This window comes from Xanthomonas campestris pv. badrii (assembly GCF_012848175.1).
Classification (GTDB): domain Bacteria; phylum Pseudomonadota; class Gammaproteobacteria; order Xanthomonadales; family Xanthomonadaceae; genus Xanthomonas; species Xanthomonas campestris_C.
The window spans coordinates 182,499-205,655 of sequence record NZ_CP051651.1 but is presented as its reverse complement, the minus strand read 5'-3'; the positions used below and the strand labels follow the sequence as shown (position 1 = coordinate 205,655).

Annotated in this window: 12 protein-coding genes; 6 read left to right on the top strand and 6 right to left on the bottom strand. The window is 67.2% G+C overall.

Annotation, left to right across the window (positions count from 1 at the left end; genetic code table 11):
• The first annotated feature begins 20 nt into the window (after nt 1-20).
• Nucleotides 21-1,490 (top strand): nitrilase-related carbon-nitrogen hydrolase, encoded by a 1,470-nt coding sequence (locus HG421_RS00875; protein ID WP_168968404.1) that lies wholly within the window; start codon nt 21-23, stop codon nt 1,488-1,490.
• 92 nt (nt 1,491-1,582) lie between these two features.
• Nucleotides 1,583-2,140, top strand: coding sequence for a VUT family protein (locus tag HG421_RS00870; protein WP_168968402.1), 558 nt, complete (start codon nt 1,583-1,585; stop codon nt 2,138-2,140).
• Between the two features lie 155 nt (nt 2,141-2,295).
• Here the strand turns inward: HG421_RS00870 and glnE are convergent, their stop codons facing one another.
• Nucleotides 2,296-5,121: a bifunctional [glutamate--ammonia ligase]-adenylyl-L-tyrosine phosphorylase/[glutamate--ammonia-ligase] adenylyltransferase gene (gene glnE / locus HG421_RS00865; RefSeq protein WP_168968400.1), complete on the bottom strand. Its 2,826-nt coding sequence runs from the start codon at nt 5,119-5,121 to the stop codon at nt 2,296-2,298.
• 396 nt (nt 5,122-5,517) lie between these two features.
• Between glnE and HG421_RS00860 the strand changes: the two genes are divergently transcribed.
• Together HG421_RS00860 and HG421_RS00855 are read left to right on the top strand one after the other, a co-directional pair.
• Nucleotides 5,518-6,033, top strand: a complete 516-nt coding sequence (locus HG421_RS00860; protein WP_168968398.1) for a hypothetical protein — start codon at nt 5,518-5,520, stop codon at nt 6,031-6,033.
• Entirely contained in the window at nt 6,033-6,956 is a 924-nt protein-coding gene (locus HG421_RS00855; protein ID WP_168968396.1) for an SMP-30/gluconolactonase/LRE family protein, read from the top strand. The genes HG421_RS00860 and HG421_RS00855 overlap by 1 nt, the downstream gene beginning before the upstream one ends.
• A gap of 228 nt (nt 6,957-7,184) precedes the next feature.
• On the opposite strand, the gene HG421_RS00850 is transcribed toward HG421_RS00855, so the two are convergent.
• The 3 genes from HG421_RS00850 to HG421_RS00840 form a co-directional block, all read right to left on the bottom strand.
• Nucleotides 7,185-9,611, bottom strand: coding sequence for a hypothetical protein (locus HG421_RS00850; protein ID WP_168968394.1), 2,427 nt, complete (start codon nt 9,609-9,611; stop codon nt 7,185-7,187).
• Nucleotides 9,612-9,976: 365 nt separating this feature from the next.
• On the bottom strand, nt 9,977-12,154 hold the full coding sequence (locus HG421_RS00845; RefSeq protein ID WP_168968392.1) for a hypothetical protein: 2,178 nt from the start codon (nt 12,152-12,154) through the stop codon (nt 9,977-9,979).
• 407 nt (nt 12,155-12,561) lie between these two features.
• Complete coding sequence (locus HG421_RS00840) at nt 12,562-13,635, bottom strand: 3-deoxy-7-phosphoheptulonate synthase (protein WP_168968390.1); 1,074 nt, start codon at nt 13,633-13,635, stop codon at nt 12,562-12,564.
• Nucleotides 13,636-14,412: 777 nt separating this feature from the next.
• Here HG421_RS00840 and yjjJ point away from each other — a divergent pair.
• Nucleotides 14,413-15,798 (top strand): type II toxin-antitoxin system HipA family toxin YjjJ, encoded by a 1,386-nt coding sequence (gene yjjJ, locus HG421_RS00835; protein WP_168968388.1) that lies wholly within the window; start codon nt 14,413-14,415, stop codon nt 15,796-15,798.
• 59 nt (nt 15,799-15,857) lie between these two features.
• On the opposite strand, the gene HG421_RS00830 is transcribed toward yjjJ, so the two are convergent.
• Nucleotides 15,858-18,671 carry a TonB-dependent receptor plug domain-containing protein gene (locus tag HG421_RS00830; protein WP_169708048.1) on the bottom strand — a complete coding sequence of 938 codons (2,814 nt, stop codon included), beginning with the start codon at nt 18,669-18,671 and terminating at the stop codon, nt 15,858-15,860.
• A gap of 500 nt (nt 18,672-19,171) precedes the next feature.
• Here HG421_RS00830 and xopX point away from each other — a divergent pair, with 500 nt between their 5' ends.
• On the top strand, nt 19,172-21,295 hold the full coding sequence (gene xopX, locus HG421_RS00825) for a XopX family type III secretion system effector (RefSeq protein ID WP_168968386.1): 2,124 nt from the start codon (nt 19,172-19,174) through the stop codon (nt 21,293-21,295).
• 120 nt (nt 21,296-21,415) lie between these two features.
• Here xopX and groL read toward each other — a convergent pair whose 3' ends face one another.
• Nucleotides 21,416-23,056, bottom strand: a complete 1,641-nt coding sequence (groL, locus tag HG421_RS00820) for a chaperonin GroEL (protein ID WP_017155924.1) — start codon at nt 23,054-23,056, stop codon at nt 21,416-21,418.
• Nucleotides 23,057-23,157 lie beyond the last annotated feature (101 nt).

The window sequence follows — 23,157 nt, the reverse complement described above, 5'->3', positions numbered from 1 at the left end:
ACACTGCGCGCACCCTGGTGATGGAATCGATCGTGCAGCCTGCGCCGATGCCGTGGTCACGCCTGTTGCCGGCCTCGCTCGCCGCCGGTGCGGCGCTGTGGTTCGGGGTCGGTCTCACGCCTGCATGGTGGTGGGCGTGGCTGGCGCCGGTGCCGTTGCTATGGCTGGCCCTGTCGATCGAACGCAGCGGCCAGGCGCGGCTGGCGGTGGCGATCGCCACGCTGCTGGCCGCCACGCACTACACGGCCTACTTCGCCGTGGTGATGCCGCTGCCGGCTGCCGTGATCGCCACGCTGGGCATGGCAGCGGTGTGGCATGTGGTGGTGATGGGCACGCGCCGCCTGGTGCGGCGGTTGCGCAATGGCTGGAGTGTGCTGGCCTACCCGCTGCTGTGGGTCACGCTGGATCTGCTGATGGCGCGGCTGCTGCCCGATGGCAACTGGGGCAGCCCTGCCTATAGCCAGGCAGGGGTGCTGCCCTTGCTGCAGCTCACCTCATTGGCGGGCGTGTCCGGGTTGTTGTTCGTGCTGTGCCTGCTGCCATCGCTGCTGGCGCTGCTGCTGTGGCGTGGTCACCGGGTGCGTCGCCCGGCGCTGCTGGTGGGAACCGTCATGCTGCTGTTGGCGTCGGCCAGCGGTTATGGCCTGTGGCAGCTGCAGACGCCGGCGACGGGCACGCCGATGAAGATCGGCCTGGCCTCCATCGACGAGGCCATCAACGCATCGGCCACGCCGGCGTACTGGCAACCGATCCGCAACCGCTACGACGTGCTGGTCGGCGAGCTGGCCGCGCAAGGCGCACACCTGGTGGTGCTGCCGGAAAAGATCGCGGTGCTGCCAACGGCGGAGCTGGCGCGCTGGCAGGCGCATTTTGCGTTGCTGGCGCGCACGCACCGGCTCTGGCTGGTGGTCGGTGTGGGCGAACACGGCGCACATCCCCGCAATCTGGCCTGGCTGTTCGATCCGCAGGGCACGCAAGTGTTGAGCTACGACAAGCACATCCTGGCACCGCCGGAGCGCGCGCAGCAGTACGCCACCGGCACGCACTACGCGCTACAGACCATCGGCGATGCGCGGTTTGGCCTGGCGATCTGCAAGGACATGTTGTTCGCGCGGCTGGCACGCGCCAATGGCCAGCGCAACGCGGCGATGATGCTGGTGCCGGCGTGGGACTTCGGCTATCACGATGCCTGGATGTCGGCGCACATGACGGTGCTACGCGGCGTCGAAAACGGCTATGCAGTGGTGCGCAGCGCGCGCGAAGGCTGGCTGATCGCCAGCGATGCGCAGGGCCGCGTGCTGCTGCAGGCCGCCAGCGCACCGATGCCCGGGGCCAGCGCACTGGTCAGCGTCCCGGTGGGCGCGCAACGAGCCACGCTGTATACCCGGGTGGGCGACCTGTTCGGCGCGTTGTGCGTGCTGGCGGCGCTGCTGCTGGTTGCGGCGGCGTATCGCCGCAGAGCGTCTCCACCGCCGGAATCTGCGCGCTGAGCAACGCAGGCATCGCGCTTCACCGCAGCCGCTGCGCTGGCCCGGCGGCAGCGGCACGCGGATAATCGGTGCACCACCTGCACGCAACCAGCATGTCCACTGCCCCCACGCCGCAGTTCGCACCGCTCACCGCCCGCGCTCTGACCTGGGCGGTGCTGGCGATGGGCGCGGTGGTGCTGCTGTCCAACATGCTGGTGCAATACCCGATCAACGACTGGCTGACCTGGGGCGCATTCTCGTATCCACTGGCATTTCTGGTCAGCAATCTGATCAACCGTCGCTTCGGGCCGTGGGCCGCGCGTACGGTGGCCTGGTGCGGGTTTGCACTGGCGGTGCTGCTGTCGGTTTGGCTGGCGACGCCGCGCATCGCGGCTGCCTCGTGCACGGCGTTCATCGCGGCGCAATTGCTCGACATCACCGTGTTCGACCGGCTGCGGCACGGCAATTGGTGGCGCGCGCCGATCGTGGCCACCACCTGCAGCGCCACGCTGGACACCGCGATTTTCTGGAGTATTGCCTTCGCCGGTGCGTCATTGCCCTGGCTGAGCTGGGCCGCGGGCGATCTGGCGGTGAAGCTCGGCATGGGCGTGTTCCTGCTCGGGCCGTTCCGCGCATTGCTCTGGCGCAGTGCACCGCGCCCGCATGCCTGACACGCGATGCAGCGGCGCTTGCGTCACTGCCGGCGCGCGGCCTCCCACGATCCTTCGCGGCGCTCTGCAACATCCGCCGTAACGGTTGCCCGGTCCTGTCAGGCTGGAAAGCTGCCTGAAGATCGACGGGAAAGCCTTCCGACCACAACCCGCTCCTATAACGCAGCCACATCCTTGCCGGCGGGAAATTCCAGCCCCTGCGCACGCGCAGCGTTGAAGATGCTGCTGCGCGCGTGCTGGATGGCCGGCGTGGGCGCGATCAGGCGCGGGCGCCGGTCCAGCGTGCAGGCCAGCCCGGCCTCCACCAGGGTGGCATGCGCATCGTGCAGCGCCTGCGCGGCGGCGCCGGGCAGCCACTGCGCCTGCACCAGTGCATCGATCAAGGCGGGCGTGTCGCACACCTGCAGCAATGGCGGATGCTGCGCGGCCTGGCCCAGCACACCGGCCTGCAACAGGAATTCCAGATCCACCAGGCCGCCGGCGCCCTGCTTCAGATCCAGCCGCCCGGCATCGCTGCGATCCAGTTCGGCGCGCATGCGCGTGCGCATCTTGCGCACGTCCTCGTGCAGCAGCGCGACGTCGCGTACGCGGGTGAGCGTGTCGCGGCGCACCTGTGCGAACGCATCGCACAGCGCGGCATCGCCGGCGACCGCGCGGGCACGCACCAGCGCCTGATGCTCCCAGGTCCACGCGCGCTCGCGCTGGTACTCGCGGTAGCTGGCCAGAGACGACACCAACGCGCCCTTGCCGCCGTCCGGACGCAGCCGCACATCGATGTCGTACAGCCGGCCGGCGCCGGTTTCGGCAGCGAGCAATGCCATCACCTTTTGCGCCAACCGCGCGAACCAGCGCCCGGCTTCCAGCGGCCGCTTGCCGTCGGAGTGTTCGACCTCGCGTGGGTGGTCGTAAAGAAACACCAGATCCAGGTCCGAGCCGAACCCCAGCTCCAGCCCGCCCAGGCTGCCGTAGCCCACGATGGCGAATGTGCCGCCCGGCACCTGCCCGTGCGCGGCCAACAGTTCCCTGCGCGCCAGCTGCAGCACCGTCTGCACCACTGCCTCGGCAAGCCAGGCCAGCTGGCGGGTGCTTTCCACCGCCTGCTGGCGGCCGTCGAGCGTGGCCAGCGCAATGCGGAAACTCAGCGCCAGCCGGCGTTCGTTGAGCTCGCGCAGGGCCGCTTCGGTGTCCTCGATGTGCACGGTGTCGGCGCAGGCGGCCTGCAGCGCGGCACGATCGGGTAGCGCGCCGCCGATGCGGGTGTCCAGCAGTTCGTCCAGCAGCAGCGGATAGGCCGCCAGGCGCTCGGCCAGCAGCGCGCTGCGCGAGAGCACGTCCACCAGCCGCGCAAGCGCGCTGGGCTGTTCGTCCAGCAGCGCCAGATAGCTGGTGCGGCGCAAGGTGGCCTGCAGCAGGCCCAGCATGCGCCGTACCGCCGCATCGGGCTGGCTGCCCCGGGTGGCGGCATGCAGCAACGCCGGCACCACGCGGTCCAGCCGCGCACGCGCGGTGTCGGACAGGGCACGCACGCCGGAGGACTGCGCAAAGTCGCCCAGCACCTGGTGCGCGCTGCCCGGATCGTGCAACCCGATACCCAGCAGCGGCGCGGCATCGCCATCGGGCAGCGCGCGCCAGTAATCGGCCAGCGCATCGGGGGCGGTGGTGCGCACGCGTGGTGCCAGCAGTTCGGCGAACTCGGCGGCCACCTGCGCGCGATGCGGTGCCAGTGCGTCCAGCAATGCCTGCCAATCCGCATAGCCCAGGCCCAGCGCGATGCGCTCGCAGTCCAGCGGCGCCTGCGGCAGGGCATGGGTCTGTGCATCGCGCAGCATCTGCAGGCGGTTTTCCAGCCGGCGCAGGAACCGGTACGCCTCGGCCAGCGCCGCGCCGGTATCGGGTTCGATCTGGCCCGCAGCGACCAGCGCCTTAAGCGCGGGCAGCAGCCGACGCTCGCGCAGGGCCGGCTCGCGCCCGGCGCGGATCAACTGCAGCGATTGCGCCAGGAATTCGATCTCGCGAATGCCGCCCGGCCCGCGTTTGATGTCGTCCAGCCGGTCGTGTCGCGCAACCTCGGCGGTGATGGCGGCCTTCATTTCGCGCAGGCCATCGAGCGCGGTGAAATCCAGATAGCGGCGGTAGACGAAGGGCCGCAAGCTCTCCAGCCAGGCCTCGCCGGCGGCGATATCGCCCGCCACCGCGCGCGCCTTGAGCCAGGCATAGCGCTCCCAATCGCGGCCTTCGCGCTGGAAATACTGGTCCATGCCGGTAAACGACAAGGCCACGCGCCCGGCACTGCCGAATGGACGCAGGCGCAGGTCCACGCGGTGACTGAAGCCCTCGGCGGTGGTTTCGTCCAGCAGCTTGGCCAGTTGCTGACCCAGCCGCGCGAAATATTCCTCCGCCGCCAGCGGGCGTGGTCCGTCGGACTGGCCGCCCTGCGGGTAGGCGTACACCAGGTCCACGTCCGACGAAAAATTCAGCTCGCCGCCGCCCAGCTTGCCCAGGCCGAACACCACCAGCCGCTGCACGCTGCCGTCGTCGGCAATCACCTGCCCATGGCGGCTGGCGAACTGCTGCTCCAGCGCCTGCAGGCCGATCTGCAGGCAGGTTTCTGCCAGGCTGGTGGTGCCGGCCAGGGTGGCCTCCACGCCGTCCAGGCCGAAGACATCGCGCCACACCAGCCGGGTGGACGCGGCGGCGCGGTAGCGACGCAGCTGCACCGGCCACTGCTGCGGTTGCGCCGGGTCCAGGACGGGCAGCGGCAATGGTGGCGGGTCGGCCTGTGCCAGATGCGCAAGCAGCGCCGGCTGACGCGCCAGGGTCTCCAGCGCGAAGTCGCTGGCGAGCGCGAGCTGCGCCAGCTGCTGGCCGACAGCCTCATCGGGCTGCGGCTGCCCGGCGGGCAGCGCCTGGCGGACACGCGCCACGGCCCGTTCGATCAGGGCGGTCAACGCAGCAGAGGCGGATGCGATGGGAAGCGACATGTGCCGATTCTGGCATCCCCACCCTGCAGCAGCACGCCCTGCAGCAGCACGTCTACACCACTGCGTGGACGTTTGACCGTCTGCAAGCATCGCCCGCAATGGATGGATGCAGGAATGCAACCAGACGCCTGAGCGTTGAAGCATGCTCGCCTGCACCGTGCAGTGCGCGACACCTGCGGCCGATGCCAGCGCAGACTGCCCATGGCCCTTCCTGCATGCACGGCAGACGATAGGGCAGTCCCGGCACCAGAACGCCTTGGCCGCCTGCAACGCGGAATGCACGTAGATCACACGCAAGGTCGCAGCGCCAGGCGCGTTTTCGCTGCATTGAACAGATCGCTTACGCCGCCCTGACAATGCCCGTGTTGCACTGCGTTTTTCGCACGAGGCCCTGCCATGCCCACGCTCCTGCCTGCCGCGCTGCTGCCGTCCCAGATCCCGCTGGACAACGACGGCAACGATCTCGATCTGCCGCCCAGCCTGCCGTTCCTGCATCTGTGGACCGGCCCGGACGGCAACAGCCGGCTCAATCCCTCGCAATTGCCCGGCTTCGGCAGCAAGAGCGTGGGTGGCAGTGCGGCGCCGCAATGGCTGCGGCCCTTTCCCGGCGAGGTGCTCGGCATCCAGTTCGCGGTGCTGCCGGTGGGCTGGGTCGGCGACTGGCATGAGAGCCCGCATCCGCAATGGGTGATTCCGTTGCGCGGCCGCTGGTTCATCGAGACCGGCGACGGCACGCGTGTGGAGATGGGTCCTGGCGATATCCACTTCGGCCAGGACCAGGGCACTGCCGATGCACGCGGCCACCGCTCCGGCCAGCTGGGTGACACCCCTTGCCTGCAGATGCTCGTGCAGTTTGCGCAAGCGCCGGCCGCGGCGGTTGCGCATCCGTTCGGTCACGAGGCACCGCGTTGATGCAGGCGCACTGCCGCGTGCGTGCACCTGGCCCGGCGCAGCCAACGCACTGCGCACCGCCACGCGCGCACGATGCGGCACTGGCCACGCGCCTGGGCGATGCACGGCTGTCCACCTTGTACGACCAGGCCACCTGGTCCGAAGGCCCGGCCTGGTGGGAAGCGCAACGCACCCTGGTCTGGAGCGATGTCGTCGGCCGCCGCGTGCTGGGCTGGCGCGAAGACGGCGCAGTGGACGTGTTGCTGGATGCCACCGCCTTCACCAACGGCAATGCCGTGGATGCGCAGCAGCGGCTGGTGCATTGCGAACATGGGCGCCGCGCGATCACCCGCAGCGATGCGCACGGCCGCGCGCATCTGCTGGTGGGCCGTTTCGAGGGCAAGCGGCTCAATTCGCCGAACGACCTGACCGTGGCGCGCGACGGCGCGCTCTGGTTCACCGACCCACCGTTCGGCCTGCTCAAGCCCAGCCAGGGCTGTCCTGGCGAGCAGGAGCTCGATTTCCACGGCGTGTACCGGCTGCCGCCCGATGGCGGACCGTTGCAATGCCTGGCCCGGCTGGACCACCCCAACGGGCTGGCGTTTTCGCCAGATGAGCGGGTGTTGTATATCTCGCAGACGCCGGAGCATGGCCCCGGCACAGCGGAGATCACCGCCTTCGATTGGCACGATGGTGCACTGCACGATCCGCGCCGCTTTGCGGTGGTGCCCGAGGGCATTGCCGATGGCTTCTGCGTGGATGATCAGGGCTGGCTGTGGAGCAGCTCGGCCACCGGCATTTGCATCTTCGATGCCGCCGGGCGCCTGCTCGGGCAGGTGCCCACTCCGCAGACCGCCTCCAACTGCACGTTCGACCCACCCCAGCAGCGGCTCTTCATCACCGGTGGCAGTTCGCTGTGGATGCTGCAATTGCAGGGAAAATAAGCCCAAAGACGCGGCGTGGCCGCACTGCGTACGCTTGACCCGGCAGACGCCAGGCAATAAAAAGCCCGCTTGCAGCGAACTGCCAGCGGGCTTTGCTCCCTCCCCCACGTCGGGATGCAGGATCATAGTGCGCGCCCCGGATGCGACTTGCACGCTGCACTGCAAAACAACACCAGACAGTACAGAACTGGCTCGGTTTTCTTCACATGGTGCTGGCGCTGCAGGTATTCACCGCAGCAGATCCGGCTGCGCCCGATACCACTCCGGCGCACGCAGCAGGTGCCATTCGGGCGTGTCGTTGCGCAGGCCCACCGCCGCACTGAGCATGCCCCAGCGCGCAAGCAGGCTGCCGCTGCGCTGGCGGCCCTGCAGGCGCAGGCGCGCATCGACCTGGAAGCGATCGTTGCGCGCCTGCAGCCGATCGACGATGACCGCCTCGCCTTGCCAATGCACGCGGCCAGTCACCTGCGCCTGGCCTGCATCCACCAGCCGCAACATCCAGTTCGGAATGGAACGGTCGCGCGTATACAACGCCATCAGAAATGCCAGGTCGCGTACCTGGATGCGCACCCGCCCATCCACACCGATCGGCTGCCGCCATTGCATGCGCGTGTCGTCCAGCACGATGCGCGCCCACCATCCATCGCGGCGCTGTCCATCCGGACCGGTGAAGCCGACGTTGCGCAGCTGTACGGTGCTGGCATCCAGGCGCAAGGTTTCCTCGCGCAGATCGCCGCGCTGCAGGCGCAGGTCCGCATCCACATCGCCACGCATCGCAAGCCCTGCAAATTGTAGGCGCGCCGCACGCGCACCGATGCGTAACCCACCGGTGCCGATCCGTCCACCCGGTTCGATCTGCAGGTCGCCACTGAGCACGCCGTTGCCACCATCGAAGCGCAACTGCTGTTGCGGCAGATAGCGGTTGTAGGCACGCAGATCCGGTACACGTGCATTGGCAAAGGTCAGATGCGCGCGCGTGGCATCGCGCAGACTGGCCAGGTTGCGCGCATCGGCACGCGTGCGCAGGTCCAACCGCAGATCGTGGCCTTGCACGAATGGACGTGTTGGCGCATCGGTATGCGCAATCGAAAACTGCTGCATTTGCATTGCGAGCGCGGGTAGCAACTGGCCGTTGGCGTCGGCGGCCACGCGCAGATCGGCACTGGCCTGGCCCGCGATCGCGTGGCCCATCACGCCGACCTGCGCACGCACATGCGGTACCTGCAGGCGGCTGCCGGCACCGAGGCGGCCACGGTCGATCCGCAGATCGGCATCGACCAGGCCATCGCCTTCCAGGGTGAGCCAATCCACATCGGGAAACAGCGCCGGAATCCAGCTGAGCGAGGCCAGCTGCCAATGCAGGCGGGCATGCCCGGACGTGCGCGGCAACAACGCGCGCAGACCGCCCAGCGGCACCTGCCTGCCCTGCACGCGCAGATCCGCATCCAGGGTGAGTCCAGCATCGGCGGGCTCGGGCATGGCGATCTTCAGGCGCATGTCTTCATCCACCTGCAGCTGTGCGGTGAGTTCGCCCAGCAAGGCTGCCGGTGCGCGCGTGCTGTCGTGCAAGGGTGCGCGCCAGTGCAACTGGCTGCCCGGCTGCAGGGCACCGCGCGCCCAGCGCAACTCGCCGTCTGCGCGTCCCTTCCCCGGCCGGGTCACGACGCGGTGGCGGCCCTGCGTATTGCGCGTGACATCCAGCGCCGCGGTGTCGCCATGCACGGCCAGCAAGGCATCGGTGAGCTGCAGCAACGCCACCCCACGCGCCTGATCGGGCCTGTGCCGGGCGATGCCGGCTTCCAGGCGGAGCTGCCCGTTGCGCAGCATCTCGCTCTGGCCCCAACGCACGCGCGCCTTATCGAAGCTGGCGCGCGAGGGAAACAGCTCCATCGGCCCACCGCGCAGCTGCTTGAACACCCCCAACTGCAACTGCCCCTGCCCTTCGATGTGTAGCTGGTGCAGCGACAACGCCTGCACCTGCTCGGCATCGATGCGGTCGAACTGCAGCGTCCATGCGCGAGCCACAGGCTGCTTGGGCGCCGGTGGCTGCGTTCCCGGCCGAGCGGCTGTATTTGACTGCGAAGCAGCGCCATCTGCCTGATTGGAGGTCGTGCCGCCTGATGCGGTTGGCGTTGCAGCAGGAGCTGATGCCTGTGGCGCGGCGGTGACGGTGGCACGCGCTTCCCCGGCGGATTTCTCCGATATTGCGCCTGCGGTAGCGACGGGCCGCTGTGTGGAGGCGGCGGCGCCGGCAGATGACGTGTTTGCCACAGCTGCTGGCAGCGTTGTGGCCTGCAGCGCGGCGCGCACGCCATGCACCTGCAACTGTGGCACCAGCAGCTGGCGGTGCAGCAGCGGCAACAACCGGATCTGCCCGCTCATGCGCTGGGCGCTGACAGTCCAGCGGTGACGCGTGGAGCGCCCCTGCAGGGCGACGTCCCACAGCACCAGCCGACCCGGCCACCAGGTCAGCGCCGGTCCCCACTGCATGGCGAATGTCTCCGGCTTGCGATTGAGCGCAGCCGGTCCCAGCGGAGTATTGAGCAGCAGGTTGCCCAGCAACAGATAGCTTGCGTACAGCGCGATCACGGCCAGCAATGGCCAGCGCAGGGCACGCGGCAAGGCGCGCCAGCGGGCGCGAGGCGGCATCGTCATGACGGCAGGCTCCTCAAGGGCCGCGCACGCGGCGCCGCGCAGTGTGGCAAGCGGGCCGTGAGTGCGGTGCGCAGCGGGCTCCCCCTTGAGGTCTCCCGGTTTGCATCGTGGCCGCGGCCATGGCGCCGGGAGGGTTACTGGTTGCGATCGGCGACACAGCGCGTAGCCACCGATGCAACAGGTACCCCCGCGGCGCGTTGCCAGCATCCGCATGCATCACGCGCAAGGCGCGGCATGATCTTCAATGCCGCCACAAGGCTGCACCATCGGACCGAAACATCAGTCCCATACCGACCTGCCAGCCAACCGCCTGCGCACATCGCGCTTGAGGCGAAGCATGCGCAGCCTTCGGCCGAGCGTGTGCCCTACTTGCTCCTGGACACCGCAGGCAACAGGCCAGGCTGCGACTCATACCACTCGCGTGCGCCAGCCAGATGCCATTGGCGTTGCTTGCCATCCAGTTCGATGCCGGCACCGAGCACGCCCCAGCGCAGGTAGAGATCGCCGCGCCGCTGTGCGTCGTCGAGCGCCAGGCGGGCACGCAAGGACAGGCGCTGGTTTTCGGCATGCAGATCGTCGACGGTGAGTTGCTGCTTGCGCCAGCGCACCCGTCCGGTTGCGTCGAGTTGCCCCGAGTCCAGCAAGCCCACCACCCAGCGCGGATAATCGCTGCGTTGTGCGAACACCGACAACAGCGGTGCGGCATCGCGCATGTGCAACGCGGCATCTGCATCCAATTGGAACGGCGCGCTGGCCTGGATGGTGCCGGCACCGACCAGCAACTCGCCCCACCAGCCGGCATCGGCACTGTCTTCGCCCACCCGCATGTTGCGCAGGCGTACGCGGGTACCGCTGAGATCGAAGAACTTGTCCTTGAAGTCGGCACGCTGCAGCTGCGCCTGCAGTTCGGCGTCGCCGCGCATCTGCACGCCGGCCAGCGCCAGATGTGCGCCCTGGCCGCGCAGATGCGCATGACCGCTGCCCACATCGCCGGAGGCGTTGAGCGCGACATCGCCGGTCAGGCTGCCGCGCCCCCCGAGCAGGCGCAGGTTGTTGCCCGGCAGATAGCGGTTGTAGACGGTCAGGTCGGGCACCTGCGCATCGCTGAAGCGCAGCTGCGCCTTCAGCGTATCGCGCAGGCGCGCCAGCTCGGCGTCGCCATGCATGGCCAGCTGCAGGTCGCGGCCGTCCAGCAACACCTGCCGCGGCGCATCGCGCGATGCGGCCTTGAAGGTGGGAATGCGCACGTCCAGATGCGCCTGCGGCGTGGCGGCGTCGTCGATGCGCCCACGTGCGTTGGCGACACCCGCCAGACGCGTATCGAACACCTGCGCCACCGCGTCGACCCGCGGAATCTCCAGGCTGCTGCCACTGGTCAGCCGCCCCTGCGCCAGGCGCAGGTCGGCCTCGACCAGCCCGCCGCCTTCCAGCTGGAACCAGGGCTTGCGCACGAACAGCTCGGCGATCCAGTTCAGCGATTCGAACTTCCAGCGCCCCTGTACCTGGCCGGACAGACGCGGGAGCAGCTGCGCCGGCTGCTCGAACGGAATGCTGCGGCCGGCGATGCGCAGGTCGGCGTGCAACTCGCTCCCGGTGTCTTCATCGCGCGGCAGCCGCGCCTGCACGCGGATGTCCTGTGCCACGTCCAGTTGCAGCGCAAGCATGCCGCGGTCGGTGGCCCCCACCCCGGCCATCAACGGCAGCCGCCATACCGCATGGCTGCCCGGCTGCAGTGCACCGTTGGCCAGCGCGATGTCGGCCTCCACCCGCGCTGCCGACGGCCCGCTGCGGATGTCCACATGCGGTGCACCGGTATCGATCTTCAGCGCCACCGTGCTGGCTTTCAGCTGCAGCCGCGCCTGGGTGATGCCGAGCTTGCGCAGGCCCGGGGCCTGGTCGCGGTAATGGCGCGGAAACTGAAACTGCGCGTCCAGCTGGGCGCCATTGAAGACCTGTACGCCGTCGTAGCTGACCACCGCGTTCTCGAAGCCGGCTTCGGAGGCGAACAGCTCCGATGGGCCGCCCTTGAGCTGCTTCAGAAAGCCGACCTTGCCGTGTCCATTGCCGGCGATCAGCAACTTGCCAAGGCGCGCACTGCGGATGCTGTTGCTGGTGATCGCATCGAAACGCAGCGTCCAGCCCCGGTTGCCGCGCGGTGGTGGCGCAATGGGGGTGCCGGAGCGATCGACTTCTGCGCTGACATTGGTGGCATGCAACCACGGCAGGCGCACTTCGCGCCGGAACAGGGCCAGCAATGCGATGCGCGCATGCGCCCGATCGGCGTGGAAGACGTACACGGTGCGGTTGGCCTGCCCGCGCATGCGCACGTTCCAGGCCATCACCTCGCCCGGGAACAGCGTCAGTGCCGGGCCGGTCTGCATGGTGAACTTGTGCGGCTGCCGGTTGGTGCTGGCATCGAACAACGGGGTATTGAGATAGATGTTGCCGGCCAGCAGGTACAGCACGTACAGCGCCAACACCACGACCACTGCAAGACGCCACGGCCGGGGCCAGCGCTGGAAGCGATCGCGAACAGAGGGCATGGGCACGGGTGCAAGACGAGTCTGCAACCACTATCGCGGGTGCGCCGACGCAGCAGCGTGAATGCGGCCACAGGCGCGCAGCGAGCACGGGCAGGGCGTGCGGTTAACCGTTTTGGAACTTCATGTCCGCCTGCGCCACGTAACGACATGCGCAGGTCATGTGCGCGGCGGATGGTGTGGCCACCTGTTCGGTCGCGGTGCAGACGGCGCCCTCCTCCTGGCCACCGCAGCGACAGGTCACCGTGGGTGGTGTGTTCGACCCGCCGGGCCGGCTACTGCAGTCGGCCCGGTGTTTTTGAACGGCGGGCAGCCCGCCTGCGCGGCCGCCAGGCGGGCGCGCATCTGCTCAGCGCACGCATGCCCGCATCGGCGCATCCAGCACCTTCGACTCGGCCGGCATCCTTGCCTCACGCAGCCTCATCGATGCGGCGTGCGCGACGCGTGCGCACCGCCGTCGCCAGCCGTTGCAGTACCTGCACCGAGGAGTCCCAGTCGATGCAGCCATCGGTGATGCTCTGGCCGTAAGTCAGCTCGCACCCGGGAACCAGTTCCTGGCGGCCGCCGACCAGATGGCTTTCGACCATGACGCCGACAATGCGCGTTTCGCCGCCTTCCAGCTGCGCTGCGATGTCCTGGACCACCTTGGGCTGGTTCTCGGGATTCTTGCTGCTGTTGGCGTGGCTGGCATCGATCATCAGGCGCGCCGGCAGGCCGGATTTATTCAGCACCTGGCTGGCCGCCTCCACACTGGCCGCATCGAAATTGGGCACCTTGCCGCCGCGCAGGATCACGTGGCAATCCGGGTTGCCGGCCGTGGCCGCCACCGCGGTGTGGCCGTCCTTGGTCACGGCCAGGAAATGGTGCGGATGCGAGGCCGCGCCCACCGCGTCCACCGCAATCTTGACGTCGCCGCCGGTGCCGTTCTTGAACCCCACCGGGCACGACAGCCCCGAGGCCATTTCGCGATGCACCTGGCTTTCGGTCGTGCGCGCGCCGATTGCGCCCCAGGCCACCAGGTCGGCGATGTACTGCGGCGAGATGATGTCGAGAAACTCGACGCCGGCCGGCAGGCCCAGGTTGTTGATGTCGCGCAGCAGGCCACGCGCCACGCGCAGGCCCTTGTTGATCTGGAAACTGCCGTCCAGATCCGGATCGTTGATCAGGCCCTTCCAGCCGATGGTGGTGCGCGGCTTTTCGAAGTACACCCGCATCACGATCTCCAGCGCATCGCCGAACTGGTCGCGCAACGGGCGCAGACGTTGCGCGTAGTCCATCGCGGCCACCGGGTCGTGGATCGAGCAGGGCCCGATCACCACTGCCAGGCGGTCGTCGCGGCCATGCAGGATCTCATGCAGCGCGGCCCGCGACTGGGTCACGGTCTCGGAGGCGCGTTCGTCGCAGGGCAGCAGCGCCAGCAGCTGCGAGGGAGGGGCAAGGGCTTCGATCTTGCGGATACGCAGGTCATCGGTCACAGGCGGCATAACGTTGTCTCGGGTCGGCAGTGCATCAGGGAAGCCAGGCAAGGCGGCAACAAAAAAGCCGCCAGTGTGCGCTGGCGGCTTTTCGGGAATGCTGCTGAAGATTTCTTCAGGGTGAGCGCAATCCGTCCTCCGCCAGCGGCATCGGAAAACCGTAGTACCAAAAATAAAACTGGCTGCGGGGTGCGTTCATGGGATGCATTGATACCACGCGTTTTTGCGCGATGCTACTGTTTCATCGGCAACGGACCATGTGCATCGACGCAATGTTTGCGTGGCGCGGCAAGTCGTCAGGGGCACGGCAGCAACGGTTGATCAGGGCTACGGAATGCAATCCGATCGCTGCTGGGCCGCCGATGGCCTTCCGTGAAGCGGCAGTGTCGCGGGATAGTGCGGCGCGCCACTGGCGCGGTGCGATCAAGGCGCTGGCATGGAGGTTCATCCGCCTGACGGCACGCGCACCAAGCGCAGGGTGCGCCTTCACCCGGCACACCAAGGTGCGTTTCGGGCCTGCGCTTCGTGGCAAGCGGAGGCGGATACAGTGTCCAGCAGCTGTGACATGAACGGTGTTGCACTGCCGACGTGTCAGTCCTCAAGTGTGGCTGGGGCCGTCCGGCTCTGTGCAAGGTGCGCTACGGGCACTATTTTCAGCCCAGGAACGCCGTAATATCGTTTCACCCCCAACGCTTGATGCATCCCTAGATTCTTAAATTTACCTTAAAATTCATGTATTTGTTATACGGACAAACCTGATATATCGTTTCACAAATCGTTTCATTCGTGATTGACATGCCCCAGTCCGAAGCAGTAGAACGCCTGGTCGCCACGCTGCGCGTCAACGGCCCGTTGCGCGGCGCCGATCTTGCCGGGCGATTGGGCGTGAGCAAGGCAACCCTTTCCCGCCTGGTTGCCGCCGCAGGAACGGCGGTGCGCCGCTACGGCAGCGCGCGCGCCACCCGCTATGCCGCCGCGGGCGAGGTGCGGGGCGCGCGCGCGTGGCCGCTCTACCGCATCGACAGCCATGCCCGCGTTGTGGCGCTGGGCCAGCTGCATGCACTGCATCACGACCACTTCTTCGTGGAGCTGCTGCAGGAAAACCCGGTGCTCCTGCATCCGCCGATGCAGCTGGGTGTGTTCGAGTCGCTGCCCTGGTTTCTGGATGACCAACGCCCGCAGGGATTTCTCGGGCGCAATCTGGCACATCGCGTCTCCGGGCCGTTGCGGCTACCGGAAAATCTCATGCTGTGGTCGCCCAGTGACACACTCGTCGCGCTGCTGTCCGATGGTCACGACCAGCTCGGCGACCTGCTCGTTGGCGAGCATGCGCTGGCTCGCGCACTGTCGTCGATCGAGCAGCCCGAGTGCATCGATATCCAAGCCCGCCCGCAGGCGTATCTCCAGCGTGCCGATGCCGCACTGCGCGGCGAGGACGTCGGTTCGTCCGCTGCAGGCGAGCAACCGAAGTTCACTGCCGTACTGCGCGAACATGGCATGTATCGTCCGGTCATCGTGAAGTTCTCCGACCGGATCGATCAGCCGGCCGGGCGGCGCTGGGCGGACCTGCTGCAGATGGAGCACCTGGCCAACCAGGTGCTACTTGCCGGTGGCATCGCAGCCGCAACGACGCAGCGGCTGCAGGCCGGCGAGCGCGTCTTTCTCGAATCCACGCGCTTCGATCGCAGCCCGACGCTGGGCCGCCACGGCTTTGTCTCGTTGATGGCGATCTTTGCCGCGTTCTATGGGCAGTCGGAGGTCGGCACATGGCGCGCGCTTGCACCGCTGCTCAAACGCGATGGTTGGCTGAGCGCGGAAGATGCCGAGCGTCTTGAGGTGATCAGCTGGTTCGGCACGCTCATCGGCAATACCGACATGCATCTGGGCAACGCAGCACTGATGCTTGCCGACACGTTGCCACTGCGGCTCGCGCCGGTGTACGACATGTTGCCGATGGCGCTGCGGCCGGCATCCAGTGGCGAAATCGTGCCAAGGGACATCGAGAGTCCACCGCCCACGGTCGGTCAATTCGCACAATGGCGACGCGCCGCGGAGATGGCAGAACAGTTCTGGCAGCGCTGCATGGACGACGCGGCCTTGAGCGATCAGATGCGCGGCATCGCCACCCGCGCGTTGGCAAGCTTGCGCCGCACCGCATCGCGCCTTGCCTGATCGCTCTGCCACACGCCACGGCAGCGATGCCGTGGCGTGTCCGCTGCAATGACCCTCACTCAGAACGTGAACACATACTCCGCCGCCACTTCGCGGCCGATCGGGTTGAACAAGGTGGTGTTGTAGAAGCCGTAGCCGTAGAAGCGCTCCTTGTTCTCGTAGCCCACTTCGTTGAACACGTTGTTGACGTAGAAATTGACCTTGGCGTGGTCGGTGATCCTGTAGCCGGTGCTGAGGTTCCAGTAGATCGCCGGGCCCACGCGGCCGAAGTAGCGCTTGCTGGTCTGGCCCAGATTCACGTTGCCGGTGTCGGTGACCAGGCACTCGTCGGAGGCGCTGGGCTGGTAGCCGTCATCGAAGCGGGCGCAGGTGCCCCAGTTGACCGCGCGCATCGAGCCAAGCCGGCGGAAGTACACGGTCCAGTCCCAGGCGCCGCCGTTGTCCCAATGCACGCTGCCACGCACGCGGCTGCGCACGCGTTCGTCGCGACGGTTCTCGTCGCTGTCGGTACGGTAGATCTGTTCGCGGTAGGCGAGCAGATTGTTGTAGTCCAGCGACAGCTGGAAGTTGCCCCAGCCGGCCGTGCTCAGCCGGTATTTCAACGACGCATCGATGCCGGAGGTTTCCATCTGCGCCAGGTTGATCGGGCCGCGTTCGATGCTGGCGATGGTGCCGTCGGCATTGCGCGTCACGCGCGAGGTGATGGTGTCGCAGTAGCCGGCGCCGCCGGGGTTGTTCCAGGCACCGCCGCTGATGGTGGTGCCGGTGCGGCAGCCGGCTTCGGCCGACAGGATCTCGTCGCGGTCCAGATCCTTGATCATGTCCTCCAGCTGGATGCGGTAGTAGTCCACGCTCAGCGACATCCCCTGCACGATGTCCCACACCACCCCGCCGGTGAACGAGCGGCCGGTTTCCGAGCGCAGGTCCGGCGTGCCACGCCGGTTCACGTCCACGGTGTAGAAGATGTTGTTGTTCTCGTCGTTGCAGCCGCCGGTCTGGTACGCGCCGGAGGTGATGCAGCGGTACTGGTCGATCACGGTCTGGTTGGTGGAACTGGGTTCGCCCAGCACGTAGTGCATGTCCGGTGCACGGAAGCTGGTGGCCAGGGTGCTGCGCACCAGCAGGCTCTCCACCGGCCGCCACTCCAGGCCGGCGCTCCAGGTGGTGTCGCTCTGTTCGCCCACCTCGGTCTGGATGGCCGCGGACGAGCGATAGTTGCTGTAGCGGTCGTAGCGCCCGGCGATGTTGGCGCTGAGCGTGGACAGCAGCGGGATCTGGAATTCCAGACCGGCCGAACTACGCAGGCGCTCGCCGCCCCCACTGTCGACCACATCAACCGGGTAGCACTCGTTGGCGCACGGGTCGGGCGAGAGCTGATAGCCCTGCTTGGCGACTTCGGCCACGGTGGCGAAGCGGATCGGCCCGGCCCAGCCCTGCACCACGTCGCCACTGAGGCTGAAAGCGGCCTGGTTCACCCACGAATAGGCCGAGTTATGCGACTTGGCCACCAGGTCGTCGTACTCGTTACCGGACAACGGCGTGTACCAGCGCGCCTGGTTGACCGCGTAGATCGGGTTGCCATCGGCACCGGTACCGAGCGGGCTGCCGAGAAAGTAATCGGTGGCGCGCGCGGTATCCACGGTGCGGATGTATTCGTCCACGGTGTAGCGCGAACGGCCCACGCTCAGTTCCCAGTCGAAGCGGTCGGCCCACACCCCGCGCAGGCCGGCGCCCAGATCCCAGGACTGCTCCTTGTTGTAGTTGGCCAGGCGATCCCAGCCACCGGCTTCGCGGCGGGTGAGCTGGCGGATGGCATTCAGCTGACGCCCGGTGCGCGCATCCTGAAACGGCCCGAGCAGCACATACGGCGGGTCGTAGGTCCAGCGCCCGATGCTGCGGTTGGCCGACAGCGTGGCCCAGGCCTCGGTGGCCTGACCGAACTTCCAGGTACCGTACAGATACGCCGAATAATCCTCGCTGCCGGTGACCAGGCCCCAGTCGCCGTAATCGCGCGCCATGCCGCAGTAACTGCCGGCGTCGGTGAGCGCACCGGTGTTCTGGTCGTAGCTCAGGCGCTGGCCGTCGATGAATTCGCCGCCGAAGCGTGCGCAGGTGCCGGCCGGCGGCGCGAGGCGCTCGTTGGTGTTGGCATCGACCAGGCTCAGGCCGGTGAACGGGTTGAAGCCGTAGCGGCGGTTCTGCCCGGTCCAGTTGGAGTAGGACATGTCGTCCGAATCATCCATTTCGGGGCGATCGCGCCCGCTCAACGGATCGCGCCGGGTGGCCTGCAGCGCATAGGTCACGCTCCAGTTCTCGCCGGTGCGCCCGCCGGCCCAGGACACGTCGAAGCTGTCGCGTCCACCTTCGGTGGCGGTGCCGCCGCGCAGGCGCAGCTGGTCGCCCTGGTAGTCGCGCTTGAGGATCACGTTGATCACGCCAGCCACCGCGTCCGAGCCGTAGATCGCCGAAGCGCCGCCAGTGAGGATGTCGATGCGTTCTACCGCAGCGGCGGGGATGTTGCTGTAATTGGAGAAGTTGCTCTCGCCGCCATAGGGCAGCGGGTAATCGGCCACGCGGCGGCTGTTGACCAGCAGCAGCGTGCGGCCCGGTCCCAGGTCGCGCAGGTTGATCGGCGAGGCGTTGGGCGTGTGCGAGCCCCACTGCGTGTCGGCTTCCACCGAGCCCTGCTGATTCATGCTGTTGAGCACGTCGTAGACGGTGGCGAAGCCTTCCTGCTGGATCTGCTGCGCGGAGATGGTGACCACCGGCTGCGCGCCTTCGACCTGTGCGCGTTTGATGCGCGAGCCGGTGACGCTGACCGCATCCAGGGTGGACGTGGCACGCGCTGCGTCCGGTTCGGTTTGCTGGGCCATGAGCGGCGGCGCGAACGCGGCGGTCATGGCGAGGGACACGGAAATCGACAAGGCAAGGCGATGACTGCGGCAGTTCATAAGATCCCCGGGAGAAGCCGGACGCAGCCGGCGTGGCAGTGCACTGCAACGACGCCTGCCAGCGATGCATGCATCGCTGCCCCTTGTCCGATGGCCCCCCGACCGCTCGGCGCAAACGCCTGCCCAGCGAGGCTAAGACTGCGATGACATCGGTGTCAACAGGTGGTCACGGAGTGCGGCGGCGATCAACGATGCGGCGGGCTGGGGTTGCCTCCACCACGATTTCTGCGAACCCAGCGCACTCGACCCTGCGCAGGTGGCAACGGGTCATGCGATCACAAGTTACCACCGTCCTGCCTGGTTGGTTCTTCCTGCAACGCGGGAGTTCGCATCGGATTATGCGGCCGGGCATGCTTGTTCGAATGATGCATGTGCGCCAGCCAGTACCCGCTGGCCGCTCCCTCCCATCAAGGAAACCCAGCATGGAGATCAAGAAACAGCAAACCGCAGGCCCCTCTTCCCCGGCGCCATTGCACGACACTCATACCGACAACGCTCCGGTCGCCGACGCCACGTCGCCGACGCAAACACCGCTCCACCCCAGCCTGTCGGCGCTCACTCCGCGCAGCCGTTCGCGCGCGTCCACCGCCGACTCCGAGCACGACGCCTCGCCGGTGGCGCCGCACGCCGCTGAAACGCAGGCCGATTCACCCGAACGCGCCTCCGGCCCGTCCACCGCCGCAACACTTGCCGCACGTGCAAACGCGGCATTGGCAAGCGGCGTTCAGCAGGCTTACGCTGCGGTATCGAAGGGGGCGTCCAATCTCTGGTCGCTGGCGGATCTGCGCACCATGCTGCAGATCCATGCAGACGATCCTGCATTCCTGCAGATGGTGCGTCACACCGACCCGGAACAGCACGCGCCGCACAGTCTGGCCGCGTGCCGCCAGCAGATCACCCAGCTGCGCGATGTCATCGAAGCGGCAACCGGTCTGGAAGCACGCTTCCGTCAGCAATTGCTCGGCGACATCAAGGCCGTGGAAGACGCGCTGCAGCCGCTGGAGCACGGCACACCTGCGGCCGGACGGGCGCTGAAATCGCTGGCCAACCTGGTCAATCTGTGGCCCCTGGTCGTCCCCAGTCCGTTTCTGGGCAACCAGGCCAAGACCTTCGCCTATTCCATCGCCGCGGCAACCAAGGGCGTGATGACGCTTTCGGCCTCTGCGCTGCGCCCCACCGCCGACGGGCTTCCGTTCCCGCTGATGGGCGGGCAGCTGGGGCGCGACGCCAACGAGATGCACTTCTACGCCATTTTGCTCAACGGATTGTTCCTCACCACCGAACTGCCCAAGAAATTCGGCAACCCGTCCATGCGGCACCAGGCCGAAGCAGTGGAAAACAACCCGGGATTTGCCGCGGCCGCATCGACCGCGTGCGCGGCGATGGTGCTCACGCCCTTCCTCTGGAACAGCCTGAACGTGCTCGGCAATCGACTGCAACACAAGGTGTCGCATCTGGGCGCCGGCATTGCAGAAAGCGCCGGTTTTCAGAGCCAGGCGCAGCGGTTGCGTGCACGCCTGACGCCCGGCCAGATCAGCGCGCAACTGCGTACGCAACTCAACGAGATCTGCGCCGCTCTGGAGAACGGCCGAGAAGCGTTTCAACAGGCACGTCGCGCGTTCACCGACCCGAGCCAAGGGCACGAGCTCACCCGTACGCTCAATGCCCAGTGCACGCACCTGCTGGAGACGCTGGACCAATGCAGCAAGCGACTGAGCACGGCGCTACAAGTGGACCAGAACCAGGACCAGCCAGCCACCATCCCGCGCCAGGTCACCAACCACGACATTGCACCCAAGCTGGCACTGGCGTCGCTTGCGGCCGGAGTAACCGGGCTGACGGTCTACCTGATCCAACCGGATCGGATCGGCACGGTCGATCTGGTTGCCGACTCCATCCTTGTAACGACCGTGATGATGCAGTCGGCGCTCAACGCACATGCGACCCGCCAGGACGCAATGGAGCGTTTCAAGGCCATGTGCTCCGGCAGCCTGGTGATGGCGCTGGCCCTGGGCGTGGAGAAACTGTCCAAGACCTTTGCAGACAAGAGCCTGATCGAATCCTCGTCGGCATCGCCCTACTACGCCGGCGCGATCATGTCGCTGATGTCGATGACCATGCCGGGCCCGATGGCGCGTGGCGCAGAGCTGGCGATGAACTGGGGCGGCGCTCAAGTCATGCGGGTGTTCAGAGGGCCCGACGGCACCACGCTCGCAACCCGCATGCCGTCCTCGCCCGAGGAGCTCATCCAGAACGTGGAAGACACGGCCAGCTATGTGCAAAGCCTGTCGCCGGACCAGGCACAGGAGTACGCGCAGCGGGTCGGCGAGATCGCCCTGCAGGTGATCGAGGACGCCGGCGCGCAGGCGCAGACCAGGCCCAGCAGCAGCGTCACGATCACCGAGATCGACGAGATCGCCGATATCGAGGAGACGAACGATGCCGCCGCGTTGGCCGCAGCCAGTGACTCGCCTGAGCAACGCTCGCCTGCGCACGCGCATCGGTCGCCGGATCGGGCCGCAACCAGCACAGCGCCGTCGTCCTGACGGGACGAGCGCCGGTCATCGGCAACCGCCGCGTGCATGCGCCAAGCCTGGGTGAGGCGCATAAAAAAACCCCGCCTTTCGGCGGGGTCCTTTTTGCTGCAACAGCCGAAGTGGCGTGGATCAGAAATCCATGCCGCCCATGCCGCCCATGCCACCGCCGGCCGGCATCGCCGGCTCGTCCTTCTTCGGTGCATCGGCCACCATGGCTTCGGTGGTGATCATCAGGCCGGCGATCGAGGCGGCGTTCTGCAGCGCCGAACGGGTGACCTTGGTCGGGTCCAGGATGCCGAACTGCACCATGTCGCCGAACTCGCCGTTGGCGGCGTTGTAGCCGTAGTTGCCGCTGCCTTCCTTGACCTTGTTGAGGATCACGGACGGCTCTTCGCCGGCATTGGCCACGATTTCGCGCAGCGGGGCTTCCATCGCGCGCAGGGCGATCTGGATGCCGTGGGTCTGGTCTTCGTTGGCGCCCTTGAGCTCGCCCACGGCCACCAGCGCACGCACCAGGGCCACGCCGCCGCCCGGGACCACGCCTTCTTCGACGGCTGCACGGGTGGCGTGCAGGGCGTCTTCGACGCGTGCCTTCTTTTCCTTCATTTCGATTTCGGTCGAGGCGCCGACCTTGATCACTGCAACGCCACCGGCCAGCTTGGCCACGCGCTCCTGCAGCTTCTCACGGTCGTAATCGGAGGAGGTGTCCTCGATCTGGGTCTTGATCTGGCCCACGCGCGATTCGATCGCGGCAGTGTCGCCGGCGCCATCGATGATCGTGGTGTTTTCCTTGGAGACCTGCACCTTCTTGGCGCGGCCCAGGTCCTTGATGGTGGCCTTTTCCAGCGCCAGGCCCACTTCCTCGGAGATCACGGTGCCGCCGGTCAGCACGGCCATGTCTTCCAGCATCGCCTTGCGACGGTCGCCGAAGCCCGGTGCCTTGACGGCCACGACCTTGACGATGCCGCGGATGGTGTTGACCACCAGGGTCGCCAGCGCTTCGCCTTCGACTTCTTCAGCCACGATCAGCAGCGGCTTGCCGGCCTTGGCCACGCCTTCCAGCACGGGCAGCAGGTCACGCACGTTGGAGATCTTCTTGTCGTGCAGCAGGATGAACGGGTCGTCCAGGTCGGCCGACTGGCTCTGCTGGTTGTTGATGAAGTACGGGGAGAGGTAGCCGCGATCGAACTGCATGCCCTCGACCACGTCCAGCTCGTTTTCCAGGCCCGAGCCTTCTTCGACGGTGATCACGCCTTCCTTGCCGACCTTCTGCATCGCTTCGGCAATGATGTTGCCGATCGATTCGTCCGAGTTGGCCGAGATGGTGCCGACCTGGGCGATCGCCTTGTCGTCGGTGGTGGGCTTGGAGATGTTCTTCAGCTCGACGACGGCGGCCTTGACGGCCTGGTCGATACCGCGCTTGAGGTCCATCGGGTTCATGCCGGCGGCCACGGCCTTGGCGCCTTCGCGGATCAGCGCCTGGGCCAGCACGGTGGCGGTGGTGGTGCCGTCGCCAGCGTTGTCGTTGGTCTTGGAAGCGACTTCCTTGACCATCTGCGCGCCCATGTTCTCGAACTTGTCGGCCAGTTCGATTTCCTTGGCGACGGAGACGCCGTCCTTGGTGATGGTCGGCGCGCCGAAGCTCTTCTCGAGCACGACGTTGCGGCCCTTCGGGCCCAGGGTGGCCTTCACGGCATTGGCAAGCACGTTGACGCCACGAACCATGCGGGTACGTGCGTCTTCACCGAAACGAATGTCTTTAGCAGCCATTGGTTGTTACTCCGGAAATTGAGAATGGGGAATGGGGAATCGGTCAATCAAGGGCGGAGATCGGGGCGGGGCGGGATGGCGAGGGCGCTGGCCGCTCTACC